This window comes from Deltaproteobacteria bacterium HGW-Deltaproteobacteria-4, assembly GCA_002841765.1.
In the GTDB taxonomy this organism is placed as follows: Bacteria; Desulfobacterota; Desulfuromonadia; order Desulfuromonadales; family UBA2197; genus UBA2197.
In genome coordinates, this window is sequence record PHAV01000002.1 from 42,173 (window position 1) to 58,549 (window position 16,377).

At 55.4% G+C, this 16,377-nt stretch carries 17 protein-coding genes; 11 read left to right on the forward strand and 6 right to left on the reverse strand.

Annotation, left to right across the window (positions count from 1 at the left end; translation table 11 throughout):
• Nucleotides 1–122 precede the first annotated feature (122 nt).
• From CVU69_01580 to CVU69_01590, 3 genes are read left to right on the forward strand one after another with little or no spacing between them, the layout of a single operon-like run.
• Entirely contained in the window at nt 123–722 is a 600-nt protein-coding gene (locus tag CVU69_01580) for a LexA family transcriptional regulator (GenBank protein PKN13391.1), read from the forward strand.
• A gap of 5 nt (nt 723–727) precedes the next feature.
• A complete protein-coding gene (locus CVU69_01585) occupies nt 728–973 on the forward strand; it encodes a hypothetical protein (GenBank protein ID PKN13392.1) in 246 nt (81 codons plus the stop codon).
• Complete coding sequence (locus CVU69_01590; GenBank protein PKN13393.1) at nt 973–2,199, forward strand: DNA polymerase IV; 1,227 nt, start codon at nt 973–975, stop codon at nt 2,197–2,199. The genes CVU69_01585 and CVU69_01590 overlap by 1 nt, the downstream gene beginning before the upstream one ends.
• A 23-nt stretch (nt 2,200–2,222) precedes the next feature.
• Here CVU69_01590 and CVU69_01595 read toward each other — a convergent pair whose 3' ends face one another.
• The 6 genes from CVU69_01595 to CVU69_01620 form a co-directional block, all read right to left on the reverse strand.
• Complete coding sequence (locus tag CVU69_01595) at nt 2,223–2,435, reverse strand: hypothetical protein (GenBank protein PKN13394.1); 213 nt, start codon at nt 2,433–2,435, stop codon at nt 2,223–2,225.
• Nucleotides 2,436–2,552: 117 nt separating this feature from the next.
• The gene (locus CVU69_01600) at nt 2,553–3,173 is read right to left on the reverse strand and encodes a hypothetical protein (GenBank protein ID PKN13395.1); all 621 of its coding nucleotides are present in this window, start codon (nt 3,171–3,173) and stop codon (nt 2,553–2,555) included.
• Between the two features lie 9 nt (nt 3,174–3,182).
• Nucleotides 3,183–4,868 carry an arginine--tRNA ligase gene (locus CVU69_01605; GenBank protein PKN13396.1) on the reverse strand — a complete coding sequence of 562 codons (1,686 nt, stop codon included), beginning with the start codon at nt 4,866–4,868 and terminating at the stop codon, nt 3,183–3,185.
• Nucleotides 4,869–4,965: 97 nt separating this feature from the next.
• Nucleotides 4,966–5,331, reverse strand: coding sequence for a hypothetical protein (locus CVU69_01610; protein PKN13397.1), 366 nt, complete (start codon nt 5,329–5,331; stop codon nt 4,966–4,968).
• Between the two features lie 10 nt (nt 5,332–5,341).
• On the reverse strand, nt 5,342–6,700 hold the full coding sequence (locus CVU69_01615) for a UDP-glucose 6-dehydrogenase (protein ID PKN13398.1): 1,359 nt from the start codon (nt 6,698–6,700) through the stop codon (nt 5,342–5,344).
• A gap of 92 nt (nt 6,701–6,792) precedes the next feature.
• Entirely contained in the window at nt 6,793–7,110 is a 318-nt protein-coding gene (locus CVU69_01620; GenBank protein PKN13399.1) for a hypothetical protein, read from the reverse strand.
• A gap of 135 nt (nt 7,111–7,245) precedes the next feature.
• Between CVU69_01620 and CVU69_01625 the strand changes: the two genes are divergently transcribed.
• The 8 genes from CVU69_01625 (at nt 7,246) to CVU69_01660 (ending at nt 16,376) form a co-directional block, all read left to right on the forward strand.
• Entirely contained in the window at nt 7,246–7,551 is a 306-nt protein-coding gene (locus tag CVU69_01625) for a hypothetical protein (protein PKN13400.1), read from the forward strand.
• Nucleotides 7,552–8,793, forward strand: a complete 1,242-nt coding sequence (locus CVU69_01630; GenBank protein ID PKN13401.1) for a hypothetical protein — start codon at nt 7,552–7,554, stop codon at nt 8,791–8,793. It abuts the gene before it with no gap.
• A 102-nt stretch (nt 8,794–8,895) separates the two neighbouring features.
• Nucleotides 8,896–11,571, forward strand: coding sequence for a valine--tRNA ligase (locus tag CVU69_01635; protein PKN13402.1), 2,676 nt, complete (start codon nt 8,896–8,898; stop codon nt 11,569–11,571).
• On the forward strand, nt 11,568–12,641 hold the full coding sequence (locus tag CVU69_01640) for a lipopolysaccharide heptosyltransferase (GenBank protein PKN13403.1): 1,074 nt from the start codon (nt 11,568–11,570) through the stop codon (nt 12,639–12,641). Before CVU69_01635 ends, CVU69_01640 begins: the two co-directional genes overlap by 4 nt.
• Complete coding sequence (locus tag CVU69_01645; protein ID PKN13404.1) at nt 12,638–13,717, forward strand: glycosyl transferase; 1,080 nt, start codon at nt 12,638–12,640, stop codon at nt 13,715–13,717. The genes CVU69_01640 and CVU69_01645 overlap by 4 nt, the downstream gene beginning before the upstream one ends.
• Nucleotides 13,698–14,435 carry a septal ring lytic transglycosylase RlpA family lipoprotein gene (locus CVU69_01650; GenBank protein PKN13405.1) on the forward strand — a complete coding sequence of 246 codons (738 nt, stop codon included), beginning with the start codon at nt 13,698–13,700 and terminating at the stop codon, nt 14,433–14,435. Before CVU69_01645 ends, CVU69_01650 begins: the two co-directional genes overlap by 20 nt.
• 61 nt (nt 14,436–14,496) lie before the next feature.
• Nucleotides 14,497–15,900 carry a hypothetical protein gene (locus tag CVU69_01655; protein ID PKN13406.1) on the forward strand — a complete coding sequence of 468 codons (1,404 nt, stop codon included), beginning with the start codon at nt 14,497–14,499 and terminating at the stop codon, nt 15,898–15,900.
• A gap of 50 nt (nt 15,901–15,950) precedes the next feature.
• On the forward strand, nt 15,951–16,376 hold the full coding sequence (locus CVU69_01660; GenBank protein PKN13407.1) for a hypothetical protein: 426 nt from the start codon (nt 15,951–15,953) through the stop codon (nt 16,374–16,376).
• The last annotated feature ends 1 nt before the right edge of the window (nt 16,377 follow it).

The following is a 16,377-nucleotide window of genomic DNA, read 5'->3' on the forward strand; positions in this document are numbered from 1 at the left end:
TCGATCTCAAAAAAAAAGGAATGGCGGGGGAGTGCATGGGGAGTCGGAGTCAATAGCATAGGCGTTGACTCTTTTTTTATGTCGTGATAGTTACTTTATAGTAACTATAAGGAGATTTATTGATGCTCACAGCCCGGCAGCAGCAGGCTTACGATTTTATCCGGAACTTTATCGGCAAGTACGGATTCTCGCCGACTTTGCAGGAGATTGCTGCTGCGCTCGGGATTACCGGTAACGTCGGGGTACTGCGTCATCTCGATGTCCTGGAACGTCAGGGGCTACTGCGTCGTACCCCCCGCAATTCCCGGGCGATCGTTCTTACCGAGTCGTCACATGGTGGTCAATCACTGCCGCTGCTCGGCGTCATTCGTGCCGGGGTGCCGCACCTGGCGCAGCAGGAGCGGGCCGGGGAGGTAGTCGTCGATCCTGCTCTGGTCCGTTCTCCGGATTCATTTGTTTTGCGGGTGCGGGGGGACTCGATGATCGAGGCCCAGATCTGCAGCGGCGATCTGGTGGTGGTGCGGCCGCAGCCCTCGGCGGAAAACGGCGAAATTGTTGTGGTCTTGATCGCGGGTGACGCAACGCTGAAGCGTTTTTACCGGGAGCAAGGACGAATTCGATTACAACCGGAGAACCGTTATATGGCACCGATCTTTATTGACAGCACCGGGGGTGAGGTGGTGATCGTCGGCAAGGTCACCGGCCTGATGCGGGAATTTTAGTTCGAATGCAAGAGCTTTGTTCCGATATCCGCGTCGCCGTGATCTTTGGTCCGGAGGGACGCATCCGGCCGGTCTGGTTTGAGTTGAAGAGTCGCCGGCATGACGTGCGGACGATCACCAACCGCTGGCGGGAGCGGCGGGGTGCAGTGATGCAGTGGCATTTTCACGTCACCGATGACGGCGCTCTCTTTGAGCTGATTTTTAACCCGGGCGCCGCTACCTGGCAGTTGCTGCGCATTGAGGCCCTGTGATGGATCGCATCATTCTTCACGTCGATATGAATGCTTTTTTCGCTGCGGTTGAACAACAGTCAAATCCCGCCCTACGCGGCAAGCCGATCGTGGTCGTCGGCAGTGCGGCGCGCACTGTTATTCTCACCGCTTCCTACGAAGCTCGCGCCTATGGTGTAAAGACCGGCATGCGGGTTTTCGAAGCGCGTCGCTGCTGCCCGGAACTGATTTCGGTGCCGGTAAGTAACCGTCTTTATGCCCATGTGTCGGCAGAGATCATGAAGGTCTTGGCGGATTATACCCCCCTGGTTCAGGTTTTTTCTATCGATGAAGCCTTCCTGGACATCAGCGGTTCTCTCGGCCTCTTCGGCACCCCGCAACGTATCGCCTACCTGATCAAATCCCGCATCAAGACCCGTTTCGGTTTGACCTGCTCGGTCGGGATTGCCCCGAACAAGTTGCTCGCCAAGCTCGCCTCGGAGATGGAAAAACCGGATGGTCTGACGATCATCCGCCCCGAAGAGGTGCCGGCGACTCTGCAGAATCTTCCTGTCGGCGAACTGTGCGGCATCGGCCGCCAGACCAGTCGGCAGCTGGCGCTTCTCGGCATCACCACCTGCGGGCAGTTGGCCTCCTTCCCGCCGGAGATCCTGCGGTGCAAGTTTGGCATCGTCGGTGATCAGCTGTTGCGCATGGCGCAGGGGATAGATGATTCTCCGGTGATTTCTGCCGCGGACGAAGAGCAGGTCAAGTCGATCGGTCACAGCACTACTCTGGCGCAGGATCTGAGCGATCGTTCCGCCATCGCGGTGATCCTGTTGCAACTCGCCGAGATGGTCGGACGGCGCTCGCGGCGCTATGCTTTGGCCGGCCGCACTCTCACCCTGACGGTTCGTTATGCCGACTTCACCACCTTCACCAGACAACAGAAACAGCCGCGGCCCCTGACACTCAGTGCGGATATTTATCTCGCTGCGCTCAAAATCCTTGATGCTATTGTCCTTGAGCAACCGGTACGGCTCCTCGGCATTTCCCTGTCCGGCTGGGACGAAGCGGTGCAGCAGCTCTCCCTTTTTGAGGGAAATGATCGAGAGCTGCGGCTGACAGCGGCGATGGACAGTGTTAACAACAAGTTGGGAGATTTTACGGTGACTTTTGCGACGTTGCTTGACAAACTCGACAAGGGCTCACAGGTCATCTCACCGGCCTGGCGTCCCGAGGGAGTTCGCCATATCGACATGAGTTGAGCGTTCGCCGGGCAGTGGGGAGGCTAAGGGGCGGCGCTGGTTTTTGCAGGGCAGAGACAGATATGGGCATTGCCAAAGAAGGTCTTGGCGTTGCAGACTGGATGTGTTTCTTTTTCGACAAAGTAAATGCCGCCAATCTGGTAGGTGATCTTGCAGAGGAGATGGTCGTTGCCGCTGCATGCACATTTGGGCCGAAATTCACAAACGCCGTCAAATTGACAGGGGTCTTTTTGCATGAAGTCCTCCAGTAAGAGTTGACACTGAAGGATTCTAGTCCCCGTTTCTTATAAATATCTGACAAATTCCATGGATTTCCAAAAAAAGAAGGAGTGGGCTGGTGGGGCAGGGGAAAGCTATATTTTTCTGGCAATCGGAGCCAGGCCCTCCTGGCGGGAGAGCTTGGCTGCTGCTTCTTTTGCCGCGCCAGCGGTCGTGTAGGGGCCGACATAGACGCGAAACCAGGTTTTTCCTTTGACCTGGACGGGTTTGACTTCAGCTTTATAACCCTTGCTGCGCAGTCGTTTACCGAGACTTTGTGCATCCTCTTCGCGCGAGCTTGCAGAAGCCTGGAGAATCCAGGAAGTCTGGCGTTCTTCTTTGCCGGATTTTTGTATCGGGGTCGACGGTTCACTTGTCCTTTCGACGGGAGCTACCGCCGGCCTGGCTGTTTCTGTCTGACTCATCGTGGCCGACGGTGGTGGTGTTTCTGGTGCCGGGAGGGTGCTTCTGTGGTTGATACCGCTCCCCAGAGCTGTGGTTTCTCCCTTGGGCAGCGCTTTGTAGAAATTGAAATTTTGCGCTGCAGCGGCTTGACTTTCTGTCGGCATGCTTACTTTAATGATCGGCTGCACCGGAGCGCTGCTGCGACCGATGATCATGCCGAGGACAAAGCTTACGGCTGCGGTAAAAAGGAGGAGAACAATTTGCCGCAGCGGTCGGGATTCCCCGGAATTATGTGGATATGGATGGGTCATGACTGCGCTCTACATGCGTTCCGGTGCGTTGATTCCAAGCAGGGATAAGGCGTTGGCGAGAACGTGCCGGACAGCGTTGACCAGATAAAGGCGGGCAGCACTTGTCTCGACATCGTCAACCAGCACCCGATGCGAGTTGTAGTAGTTGTGGAAAAGAGCGGAAACCTCCTGCAGGTAGATCGTCAAACGATGGGGTTCACACACAGACGCGGCGGTATAGACGACCTCCGGATAATGGAGGAGGAGCTTGATCAGGGCGAGTTCTTCGGTCAGTTGTAGTTTAGCGAGGGGGGCCGTCCCCACTGTCGGACAGATCATCCCCGCTTCTGTGGCGTTACGATTGATGCTGCAAATACGCGCATGGGCATACTGGACGTAAAAGACCGGATTATCGACCGATTGCTGCTTGGCGAGATCAATGTCGAAGACCAGCTGCGAATCGGATTTGCGCATGACGAAAAAGTAGCGGACCGCGTCCCGGCCGACTTCATCGATCAAGTCACGCAGGGTGACATAGCTGCCGGCACGTTTGGAAATTTTGACTTCTTCACCGCCGCGCAGGACCGTCACCATCTGATGTAACACGTATTCGGGCCACCCCGCGGGGATGCCGACATCGAGGGCCTGTAAGCCGGCGCGCACCCGGGTGACGGTGCTGTGGTGATCCGCACCCTGTTCGTTGACGACCCGGACAAAGCCGCGCTGCCATTTATTCAGATGGTAAGCGACATCAGGGACAAAATAGGTGTAGCTGCCATCCGACTTGCGCATGACCCGGTCTTTATCGTCGCCGTAAGCGGTGGTGCGCAGCCAGAGAGCACCGTCCTGCTCATAGGTGTGGCCATTCGCGATGAGAGACTGCACCGTCGCTTCCACCAGTCCATCGCTGTACAGGCTCGATTCGAGAAAGTAGTTGTCAAAATGCACGTCGAAAGCGCGTAGGTCCTGATCCTGTTCCCGACGTAAAAATGCGACCGCAAAATGACGAATGGCTTCAAGGTCCCGGGGATTACCGGTCGCGGTCACCGCCTGGTCGCCGGCGCTGACGCTCTCTCTGTTTAAATAGGCGGCGGCAACGTCTTTGATGTACTCCCCTTGATAGCCGTCCTGCGGCCACCCCGGATCACCTGGTTCGATGCCAAGGCAGCGGGCTTGCACCGAGAGGGAGAGTTTGTCGATCTGGACTCCGGCATCGTTGTAGTAGAATTCCCTGCAGACATCCCATCCGGTGGCGGCCATCAGGCGGCAAAGGACATCGCCGATGGCGGCGCCGCGGCCATGACCGATGTGCAGAGGGCCGGTGGGATTAGCACTGACGAATTCGACCTGCACCTTGCGCCCGGCGCCGCTGTTGCTTTGTCCCCACTGGCTGCCGCCGCGATGAATGGCATCAAGGACCTGGTACCAGCAGGACGGTTCCAGAAAGAAATTGATAAAGCCGGGGCCGGCGATTTCAATTTGTTGAATCAGGCCCGCCCCGTCGCCCAGGGCGGCGATGATAATCTCCGCAATTTTGCGGGGCGACTTTTTTTCGTCGCGAGCCAGAAGCATGGCGACGTTGGTGGCAAAGTCACCATGCTCGGGATTCCCGGGAACTTCGACGACAAAGGGGGGGGTGGTTCCAGAGTGCAGGGAGCCATTTTCATAGCAGCTGACCAGAGTTTGCTGGATGAGGCGGTGCAGGGTTTCTCTCATGTTAAACGTTGTCTTTCTCAGTCGTCACCGCGGCGGCGTCTCATTGAGTTGGCGGCGCAGTTGCATGTCTTCAGTGTAATCGGGACAGTGAAGGCCTCTATTGTCCCCCCGGCCGGGCTTGAGTGGCACCAGATTGCTTTTCGCTGTTTGGAAACTGATAGATGATTTCATCGGCTTTGACCATACCGAGATCACGGCGGGCCACCATTTCAATATATTTCCCATTATGCATTAATGAATCTATCTCCCGCCGGATCCGGGCGTTTTGTTCTTCGATCTTTTCCAGTTCGGCGCTGAGGTTCCTTTTATCCTGATCGTACTGCAGCCAGCGCATCAAACCGTGCCCACCGAACAGGATTGTCAGCAGCAAAGCACAACCGGCCATTGCCGCAATCACAAGCCAGAGATTGGAACCCGGTTGTTTCAGTTCATGTTTTGGCGGTGCGGTCTCTGCTCGAGACATAATGATCCTGTCAAGGCGCACTACACGTGGTCGTGCCGCGACCCATGGCAAAGTAAGTGAAACCGTTTTCGCTCATGCGTCTCGGTTCGTAGAGGTTGCGACCGTCAAAGATCACGGGTGCAGTCATGAGTTCTTTGACGCGCTCGAAATCGGGACGGCGGAATTCGTTCCATTCCGTCACAATCGCCAGTGCTTCGGCTTTTTCAAGGGCCTGATAGGCGTTGTCGGCAAAGCAGACGCGATCACCAAGGATGGCGCGGGCTTTGGGCATGGCGACGGGATCGTAAACCGTCACAATAGCGCCGGCGCTGAGAAGTTCTTCAATCAGCACCAGGGACGGCGCTTCCCGCAGATCGTCGGTCTTGGGTTTGAAGGCCAGGCCCCACACCGCTATCTTGCGACCGGTCAAAGATTGTTGGGCTGCAGGATGGCCTGCTGCAAAGTATCGGGAAATCTTTTTACCGAGGATCTGCTTTTGCAGATAATTGGCTTCTTCGACAGCTTTCAGCAAAGAGAGATCGTAGTTGACACTGTTGGCACTGCGCACCAGGGCTTGTACATCTTTGGGGAAGCAGGAGCCACCATAGCCGACACCGGGAAAGAGGAAGTCATAGCCGATGCGGGAGTCCGAGCCGATTCCTTCACGGACAGCCACGACATCCGCACCGAGATGTTCGCAAAGATTGGCAATCTGGTTCATGAAGGTAATCCGGGTGGCAAGCATGGCGTTGGCCGCATATTTGGTCATTTCGGCACTTTTGACATCCATGACGATGACCCGGTTGTTCTTGCGCATGAACGGTTCGTACAGTTCCTTCATCAGTTCGGCGGTTCGGATGTTATCCGTGCCGATAATGACCCGATCCGGTTTCATGAAGTCTTCGATTGCCGATCCTTCCTTGAGGAATTCGGGGTTGCTGACCACGTCGAATTCAAAGCTTTCCCCGCGTTTTTCGAGTTCGGCAGCAATCGTTTTGCGCACTCGATCAGCGGTTCCAACCGGGACCGTCGACTTGTCGACAATGATTTTGAAGCCGTCCATGCAGGCGCCGATGTCGGTTGCAACCTTGAGGACGTAGGAAAGATCCGCTGAACCGTCTTCACCCGGCGGGGTGCCGACCGCAATAAAACAGACGAGACTTGTCTGCACCGCCTCTTTGAGATCCGTAGAGAAGAAGAGACGCGACTCGGTAACGTTTCGTTCAACCAACTCTTTGAGTCCGGGCTCGTAGATGGGAATAATGCCGCGCTTGAGGCCTTCGATCTTTTCACTGTCAACATCGACACAGATAACGGAATTGCCGCTCTCGGCAAATGCTGCTCCGGCAACAAGCCCTACATAACCTGACCCGATCACGCAAAGTTTCATGGCTACATCCCATTCTGTCGATCATTTTAAAGATTCCGGCCTGCTTGCCAGAGCAAGCAGGCCGGATGGCTGATGCAATTTATTGTATCAATTTATTCAAAGATGACAAGTGGCTTGATCTTTTCCAAGGTCTTTTTCCCGACACCATTGACCTTTGACAGGTCTTTCAGCGTTTTAAAATTTCCTTTTTCTGTCCGGTAAGCAACAATAGCGGCAGCACTCTTTTTTCCGATACCGGGAAGTTTTTCAAGTTCCTTCGCAGAGGCAGTGTTGACATTGGTTAAGTTGGCAATGGCTGCCGACTCTTTGGCTGCAGGTGCTGTAGTGCTGGCCTGTTCCTCGGCTAACAGTGGTGATGCGGTACAGGCCAGACTTGCGATCGCAACGAGAATAAGCAAAAATTTTTTCATTTTCCCCTCCGTAATGTTATGTGTTGATAGTGAATAAATTCCTGTGAGGGTGCCGACAGTTTCCCCTCCCTACGTCCGAAATTCGGGTCTGCTTCGACCCGGCAGAGGCATCCCGTTAACAGGAATTCATACGGCATGATCTGCCGATGGCGAATAGCTATTGAATTAGCATGGGAGACAAAGAATCGTCAACTGATTTTAAACTTTCCTGTCCTGCTTTTCTGCTCAAAAATGGAAATATCTGTAAGGGAAAAACATAATTGTTTCGATGTGTTGTTGCCTTTGAATGGTTATTTTCCTTTGCTTGACAGCCTACCCCTGCTGTGCTATTTTTGCAAAAATTTTTATGTTTTCAGCAGGTTGTGTCCTGAATCTCAGTTGTTTGCAAGAACCACGGAGCTCATGAACTGTTATGTCGCTGCGTCGGCCGAGGAGACTTGAATGAAGAAGAAGCTGTTGCTTGCGGATGACAGTGTAACGATTCAAAAGGTGGTTCAAATTACGTTTTCGCATGACGATTACGATTTGACCGTTGTTGATAATGGTGACAAAGCCTATGAAAAGGCCCGTTTGCAACGACCGGATCTGATCCTTGCCGATGTCTTCATGCCAGGGAAAAATGGCTATGAACTCTGCGCTGCCGTCAAGAATGACCCGTCCCTGGCAACGGTTCCGGTCCTTTTATTGACAGGGACGTTTGAGCCCTTTGACGAAGTTAAGGCCCGGTCAGCGGGAGCAGATCGCTGGATTGCCAAACCCTTTGAGTCTCAGTCCCTGATTGCCTGTGTTGAGGAACTTTTGTCGCTCTCTGCGCAAGCCCCGGTCATAACTCCCCCGGTTTTCGTGGCGCCGCCAGCACCGGCACCTGCTCCTGCGCCTGTTGAAACGGTCGGTTTCCCTGCACCGGATCTTTCCAGCGATCTGCCTGATGATATCTGGGGGAGTGACTTTGTCGCTGAGGGGGCCAGCGACAGCGGCGAACTTCCCGGGGTTGATGCTTTTGCGGCGACGACCCAGGATGATTTGTGGGATGTCAGCGGCTTTGAAACCGAAACACCCGAGACCAGTGCTGCCACCGACGACCTGTGGGGGAGTTTTGAAACGCCCCCGTCTGTTGCCACGACCCCGGTACGCGCAGCCGTAGATGCTGATTCCTGGGGGAGTGATGACTTCGCTTCGGCTTTTGCCGCTGCTGATTCCAAAGTCTCAGATTCTTTTGGGATGGGAACCGCAGAGGTTCCTTTTGACGATGATATTGAGATCCTGGAAGAGATTGATCTTTTTGAACCTGTCGCTGATTCTTCTTCTGTTCTTTTATCGACGGACTCTTTTCCTGTTGATGATTTCTCCTTCGCGGATGAAATGGTGGAGCCTGAAAAGGTTGAGGCTCCGAGCGTCAAGATCGCGCCCGTTCCTGCTTCCCCTGTTGCCTCCCCGTTCCCTGCTGTCGCTGTTGCGTCAAAAGAGGGCGCAGTCTCTTCTGTTGCTGAAACGGCGACCTCTGCAGCGACGCTCAGTGATGCTCAACTCGATTTGATCGTCGAACGGGTCGCAGCGGTGGTTGTTTCCCGTCTGGCCGGAACGCTGCTCGAAAAGATTGCCTGGGAAGTGGTTCCCGATCTAGCGGAGACAATGATTAAGGAAGAGTTGCGCAAGATTCGAGAGTCTGTTGCAGCCGATTAGGGGCAGATCAATAGATTCACATTAATAAAAGTATGGGGATTGCGAAATCCCCATTTTTTATTTTCACGGTATATTAATTATAGATTCGACCAGGATAAAACGATGACGATCGATCGCACCCTCGCCAAAGTCTACGAACCGCATGATGTTGAAAAGAGATGGTATGCCGAGTGGGAGAGTCAAGGCTGCTTCCATGCCGCACTCAACAATGGCAAGCCTTCCTACAGTATTGTTATTCCCCCCCCCAATGTCACCGGTGCCCTGCATATGGGACATGCCCTCAATAATACTCTGCAAGATATCCTTTGTCGTTGGAAACGGATGCAGGGCTACAACGTGCTGTGGATGCCGGGGACGGATCATGCCGGCATTGCCACCCAGAATGTCGTCGAACGCCAGTTAGCCGCTGCCGGACAGGATCGCCACGCCCTCGGCCGCGAAGACTTCATCAAGCGGGTCTGGCAGTGGAAGGCGGAATCCGGCGGACAGATTATAGGCCAGCTCAAGCGTCTCGGCGCTTCCTGCGATTGGGAGCGGGAACGCTTTACCATGGATGCCGGGCTCTCGACGGCGGTGCGCACCGTCTTTGTCAAACTCTACGAAGACGGCCTGATCTACCGCGCCAACCGTTTGATCAACTGGTGTCCGCGCTGCCATACCGCTCTCTCTGATATCGAAGTCGAGCATGAAGAGGCCAAGGGCCACCTTTGGCACATCCGTTATCCGGTGGTCGGCGCGCCCGGCCGCTTTATCGTCGTTGCCACCACCCGTCCCGAGACGATGCTCGGTGACACTGCCGTCGCTGTCCATCCTGAAGATGAACGCTACGCTGATCTTATCGGCCAACATGTCCGACTCCCTCTGGTTGATCGCGAGATTCCGGTGATCGCCGATGCTTACGTTGACCGCGCTTTTGGCACCGGTGTTGTCAAGATCACTCCTGCCCACGATTTCAATGACTTTGAAGTCGGGCAGCGGCACGGTCTCGATCAGATCAACATCCTCGACGAATCCGGCAACATTAACGCCGCTGGCCGCCAATACGAAGGCTTGGAGCGTTTTGCCGCCCGGGTCAAGATTGTCGCCGATCTGGAGGCCTTGGATCTTCTCGGAAAGATCGACGAGCACGCCCTCTCTATCGGCGGCTGTTATCGCTGCAAGACGGTGGTCGAGCCGTATCTCTCTCTGCAATGGTACGTCAAGACCGGCCCTCTGGCGGAACGCGCTCTGGCGGCGGTGCGGGAAGGGGAGACGCGTATCCTTCCCGAGCAGTGGGAAAAGAACTATTACGAGTGGATGGAGAATATCCACGACTGGTGCATTTCCCGGCAGATCTGGTGGGGGCATCGCATCCCGGCCTGGTATTGCGATCACTGTGGCGCAATCACGGTCGAGACGAATGATCCGACACATTGCAGCCAATGCGGCAGTGACGAGATCCGCCAGGAGACCGACGTCCTTGATACCTGGTTCTCCTCGGCCCTCTGGCCCTTCTCGACCATGGGATGGCCGGAGAAGACCGACGAACTCGCCGCCTTTTATCCGACCTCCTGTCTGGTCACCGGTTTTGACATCCTCTTCTTTTGGGTGGCACGGATGATGATGATGGGGCTGCACTTTATGGACAAGGTGCCATTCAAGGAAGTCTACATCCATGCCCTGGTCCGCGATGCGCACGGGCAGAAGATGAGCAAGAGCAAGGGGAATGTCATCGATCCCCTGGTGATTATCGACGAATACGGCGCTGACGCCTTCCGTTTTACTCTCACCGCCTTTGCGGCGATGGGGCGCGACATCAAACTCGCCACCGAGCGGATTGCCGGCTACCGCGCTTTTGCCAACAAACTCTGGAATGCGGCGCGTTTTACCCTGATGAACCTCGAAGGCTTCACCCCGGTTTCCGATGGTCTGGCGCCGTTGCAGCTCTCGCTGGCCGATCATTGGATTCTCAAACGCCTGAGTCAGACCGCCGGGCAGGTGAATCAGGCCCTTGTTGAGTACAAGTTCAACGAAGTCGCTTCCCTCCTCTATGCCTTCACCTGGAACGATTTCTGTGACTGGTATATTGAGCTGGTCAAAGATGACCTCTACGGCAGCGATGCCGTTGCAAAACTTCGTGCCCAGACCGTCCTTTATACCGTCCTTGAAGCGCTATTGCGCCTTCTCCATCCCCTCATGCCCTTTATTACCGAGGAGATCTGGCAGAGCCTGCCCGGCACGCGGCCGACAACCACGATCATGTATGCTCCTTATCCCGACGGAAGCGGTTACCTTTTCGATGATGTTCGTGCCGGTGAGATGGAGCAGATCATGGAGATCATCCGGGCGATTCGCAATATCCGCGGCGAGATGGATGTCAACCCCGGTCGCCAGATCAGCGTCGTCTTCGACTGCCGCAATGAAGGGGATCTGGCGGTCACTCGCGCCGGCGAACGCTACATCCGCACCCTCGCCCGCGTCAAGGACCAGCTCAGTGCGATCAACGTCGCCCGCCCAGAACAGGCCGCGACCCAGGTGGCGGGCGGGATCGAAATCCTCGTGCCGCTGGCGGGGCTGATCGATGTCGATGCGGAGATCGAGCGCCTCGGCAAGGAGATCGCCAAGGTCCGGAAGGATGTCGAGATGTTCGAAAAGAAGCTTGGCAACGAAGCCTTTGTTGCCCGGGCCCCGGCCGAAGTGCTGGAGAAGGATCGCGCCAAACTCGCAGATGCGACCGAGAAATTAACCATCCTCAATGCCAGTCTGGTAAAGATTCAGGAGCTGGATCCGAGTCGATGAAACTTACCGGGACGATGCCGCAGTCGATCCTGATTATCCGCCCCAGTGCCATGGGGGATATCATCATGGCCTCGCCGATGCTCGCAGCTCTGCGCCGGGCCTATCCGCAGGCACGGATTTCCTGGCTGGTGGAGCCGGGTCTGGCTGATCTGCTGCAGCACAATCCCGATCTGGATGAACTCATCCTTTGGCCCAAGGGGGAATGGAACCGGTTCGTCCGGGAAAAACGTTACTTTGAACTTCTGCGTCGAATTATAGCTCTACGGCGGGAGCTGCGCAGTCATCGTTTTGATCTCGCCATCGATGCCGTCGGTCTGGTCAAGAGCCGCTTTCTCTTGTGGCTCAGCGGTGCACAGGAAACCATCGGTTTTCTCTCCAAGGAACCCGGCGCCTTTCTCCTTGATCGCAAAGTGAGCAAGGGGAAGAACGATCCGGCAATGAGTTCGGAGTACCGGCAGATGATCGTCGCTCTCGGGCTGGATCCCGGCCCCTTTGTGCCGCAGATCTTTGTCGCGCCGGGAGATCGGGAAATTGCGCGGCAACTTTTCGCCAGCCTTGGTGTCGGCAACGATTATCTCGTCTTTGCCCCCTTTACGACGCGGCCGCAAAAACACTGGTTCGATGAACGCTGGTCGCTCCTTGCCGGTGAGTTGGTCGATAAATTCGGCAAATCGATCATCATCCTTGGCGGACCGGGGGATGCGGAGCGGGGTGCAGAGATTGTCCGACAGAGTGGCCGCGCTCAGGTTTACAGCCTTTGTGGGCGGATGACTCTCGGGCAGAGTGCAGCAGTTATAGAAGGAGCGACCTTGTTGATCGGGGTCGATACCGGTTTGACCCACATGGGAACCGCCTTTTCTTTGCCGACTCTTGCCCTTTTTGGCGCCACCTGCCCATATCAAACCACCCCTTCGCCGCGCACTCGCATCCTTTACGACGCGCTCTCTTGTTCTCCCTGCCGCCGTAAGCCGACTTGTCATGGTCAATTCGACTGCATGCGCGCCTTGACGGTCGAAAAGATCGTTGTGGCAGCCACGACTCTCCTTGAAGAAGAGCGCGAGACCTTATGAAAGTTCTCCACATCGAAACCGGCCGCCACCTTTACGGCGGCGCCCTGCAGGTCTATTATCTGCTGCGCGGTCTGCACGCGACCGGAATCGAAAATATCCTCGTCTGCGCCCCCGGTAGTGAGATCGGCCGTAAATGTTCTGAGATTGCCACCGTCGTTGAACTCCCCACCGTCGGCGATATCGATCCCCGTCTTTTGATCGGTCTCTGTCAGACCATCCGGCGCTACCGTCCCGATATTGTCCATGCGCACTCCCGCCGCGGCGCTGATTGGTGGGGAGGAATCGCTGCGCAACTCTGCGGAGTGAAGTCGGTATTGACCCGGCGCGTCGACAACCCCGAGAGTGCGTTGCTGGTGCGCCTCAAGTACAAACGCTTCGATCGGGTGGTGACGATCTCCGAAGGGATTCGTCAAGTTCTCCTCAGTGAAGGTGTGACGGAAAAACATGTGGAGTTGATCCACAGCGTTGTCGATCTTGAGCAGTACAACTGTCCGGCGGATCGTCCCTGGTTTGAACGGGAGTTTTCGCTCCGTCCCGGCGAAAAAACCGTGGCGATCATTGCCCAGTTGATTGAGCGTAAAGGGCATCGTTTTCTTCTGGCCGGAGCGGAGAAGATCCTGGCTGCAGTACCGGAACTGCGCTTTATCTTCTTTGGCCAGGGACCGCAACGTCAGGAACTCGAAGCGGAATGCCGAGCTCGCGGCTTGGCAGAAAAGGTGCTCTTTGCCGGTTTTCGCAATGACCTGCCGCGGGTTCTTCCCAATCTCGATCTCGTAGTTCATCCCGCTTTAATGGAAGGACTCGGCGTTTCTCTGCTGCAAGCTGCCGCTGCCGGTCGGCCGATGATCGGCGCCCGCGCCGGCGGGATTCCCGAGATCATTCGCGACGGGGTGAACGGTTATTTGGTGCCTCCGGAAGAAGTCACGCTCTTGGCAGATAAGATCATTGAGCTCTTGTTCAATCGCGAACTCTCCGAAACTTTTGGTGCCAACGGCAGAGCCCTTGTCGAAAAGGAATTTTCCATCCCGGCGATGATTTCCAGTTATCAGAGGCTTTATGCACAACTTTTGCGGTAAGATTATTTTGCTCTGTCTGTTCCTGGCCGGGGTTAGTGCCTGCACTGCCAAAGGTGACTATCAGGTTCAGGTTCATGACAGTGCCGCGACCAGGAGTTTGAAAGGGCACCAGAAACCCTATTCGGTCAATGGTCAACTTTATCAGCCGCTGCGTGATCAACACGGTTATGCGGAAGAAGGAATGGCGAGCTGGTACGGACCGGATTTTCATGGCAAAACAACGAGTTGCGGTGAAATTTACGACATGAACGCCATGACCTCGGCCCACAAAATCCTGCCGATGGGGACAAAGCTGCGGGTCACAAACCTGCGTAATAATCGGACAGTTGAGGTCCGGATCAATGATCGCGGCCCCTTTGTCAAGAGCCGGATTATCGACCTGTCTTATGCCGCCGCCAAAGAGCTCGATATCGTCGCCAGCGGCACCGCGCCGGTGCGCATCGAGTCCATCCCCGGCAGCGATCTGGAAATCATCCTGGGCCCGTTCACTGTTCAGGTCGGGGCTTTTACCAATCCGGATAATGCTTATCGTTTCGCCAGCCAACTGGAAAAGCGCTATGGCTCTTCTTCGGTGCAGCGTGGTTGGGTCAATGGCACCCTTTATCATCGCGTCCGCGTCGGGAGCTATTCGCAGTTTGACGACGCCGAGTCGGTTCGTATCGAGTTTGAAAAGAATGGCACCCCCGCTGCTTTTATCGTGGCTCTGGATAAAAATTAGAAACGTGTTGAGGCGAGTGATCGTTATGCGACAACGAGGGTGCAAAAGATTCGGTGTCATCTTGCTCTCCCTGCTCATGGCCGGTTGTTCGATTTCGACGACTTTCCAGCCTTATCCCCACAAAATTGCCCCCTTGCAGCAACAACTCACCCGCACCCCTCTTAGCGTTGATCTTTCCTCCAGCTTCAAAAGAGAAAGGCGCGGTAGTGACAAAATCCTTTATAATCTCGAGCATGGCCGGGTCGCCCAACTCCTTGGTCAAACCGAAACCAGTCGTAACGATTTTGCTGTAGCTATTGCCGCCATTCGCAGCAATGAAGAGCGGGCCCTGGTCAGTGCCGGCCAGATTGGCGCTTCCCTGGCGGCCTTTGCAACAAATGATAATGCCCTGCCTTACATGGGGGAAGGGTATGAGCGGGTCCTGCTCCACCATTATCAAGCCCTTAATTATCTCTTAGATGGTGATTTGAGCGGGGCGGGGGTCGAGTTCCGCTGGGCGAACAGCGAGCAGCAGGAAGCCCTCAACCGTCACGCCAAAGAGTTGGAGAAGGCCGAGAAGGAAGCGCAAAAGAGGGGTGTCGGAAATCCGACTGAGAATAATGAGTTCCAACGTCGCTACGCTCAGCTCGACGAAGTCGCCGGTCGGCTCAAGAACTCTTTTCAGAATGCCTATTCCTTCTATCTCTCCGGAGTGGTCTATGAACTGCAGGGGGAAGAGAACGACGCCTACATCGACTACAAAAAAGCACTGGAAATCTATCCCGAGAATGTTTATGTGCAGCGGGATGTCCTGCGTCTGGCGCGGCGGCTGGAAATGGATGACGACCTGGCGACTCTTGCCAAACGTTTTCCGACCCTTTACAATATAAAGAGTGGTGCCGTAAAGAGTGGAGAGGGAGAACTTATCCTCCTTTACGAAGAGGGATTTGTCCCGCCCCGCGAGGAGATCAAGATCCCCTTCTTTCTCCCCGGCGGCCTCGTCACCTTGGCCTTCCCTTACTATCGCGGTCCGTGGCGTGATTACTATCCCTCCCTCGAAGTTGTGACCGGTAACACCCCGCTGGGAATGACAGAATTGCTTTGTGATGTGCGGGGCCTGGCGCTCAAGTCGCTGCAGGAGAAGATGCCGATTCTCCTCACCCGACAGGTCTTGCGAGCAGTGAGTAAGACTTTGGCGCAACAAGCGGCCAGGCAGAAGTTCGGCGACGTTGCTCAGTTGGGGATGATGGTGTATTCGGTGATCAGTGAGAATGCCGACTTGCGCAGCTGGTTGACCCTGCCGGAGAATGTTCAGATCCTGCGGGTCAACCTGCCGGCCGGGGAGCAGCCGCTACGTTTGCAGTCACCGAACAGCCTGCTCGCGACCGATATCGCTATTGATGTCAAAAGCGGCGGCAAGACCATCCTTTATGCCGTCAAGACCGGAAATCAGTTTCATACGTCAGTTGTTTCTTTTGAAAAATAGAGGCGCTGCGCCCCGCTCTCACGCTCTTAATCTAAAACGGAGGTATCCCCATGAAATTCCTGAAACTCGCAGCATTGCTGATGGTAGGAATGACAGTTCTTTACGGTTGCTCGCCAACGGCCGGCGCCGAAGGGCGCGCCAAGGTCGGCTGGACAGATGATGGTGCCCCGCTGCTCAACACCAAGGTTGTTTACAACAGCACCTCACTCTCCCGTAAAATTGCTATTGACGAGATGACCAGTTCCAAGGCCGGGGATATGTTGTTGGCGCAAGTGACGCTGCACTCCAAGGCTGGGGAGACCCTCAGCTTTCAGTACAAGTTTGAGTGGTTCGATCTGAATGGTCTCGCCCTCAATGCGGCGTCGGCGACCTGGAAGCCGTTGATCATTTACGGCAAAGAGAGCAAGACCATTCAGGGGCTCGCCCCGGATCCTCGTGGTCGTGATTACAAACTGCTGCTGCGCGACGCGGATTAAA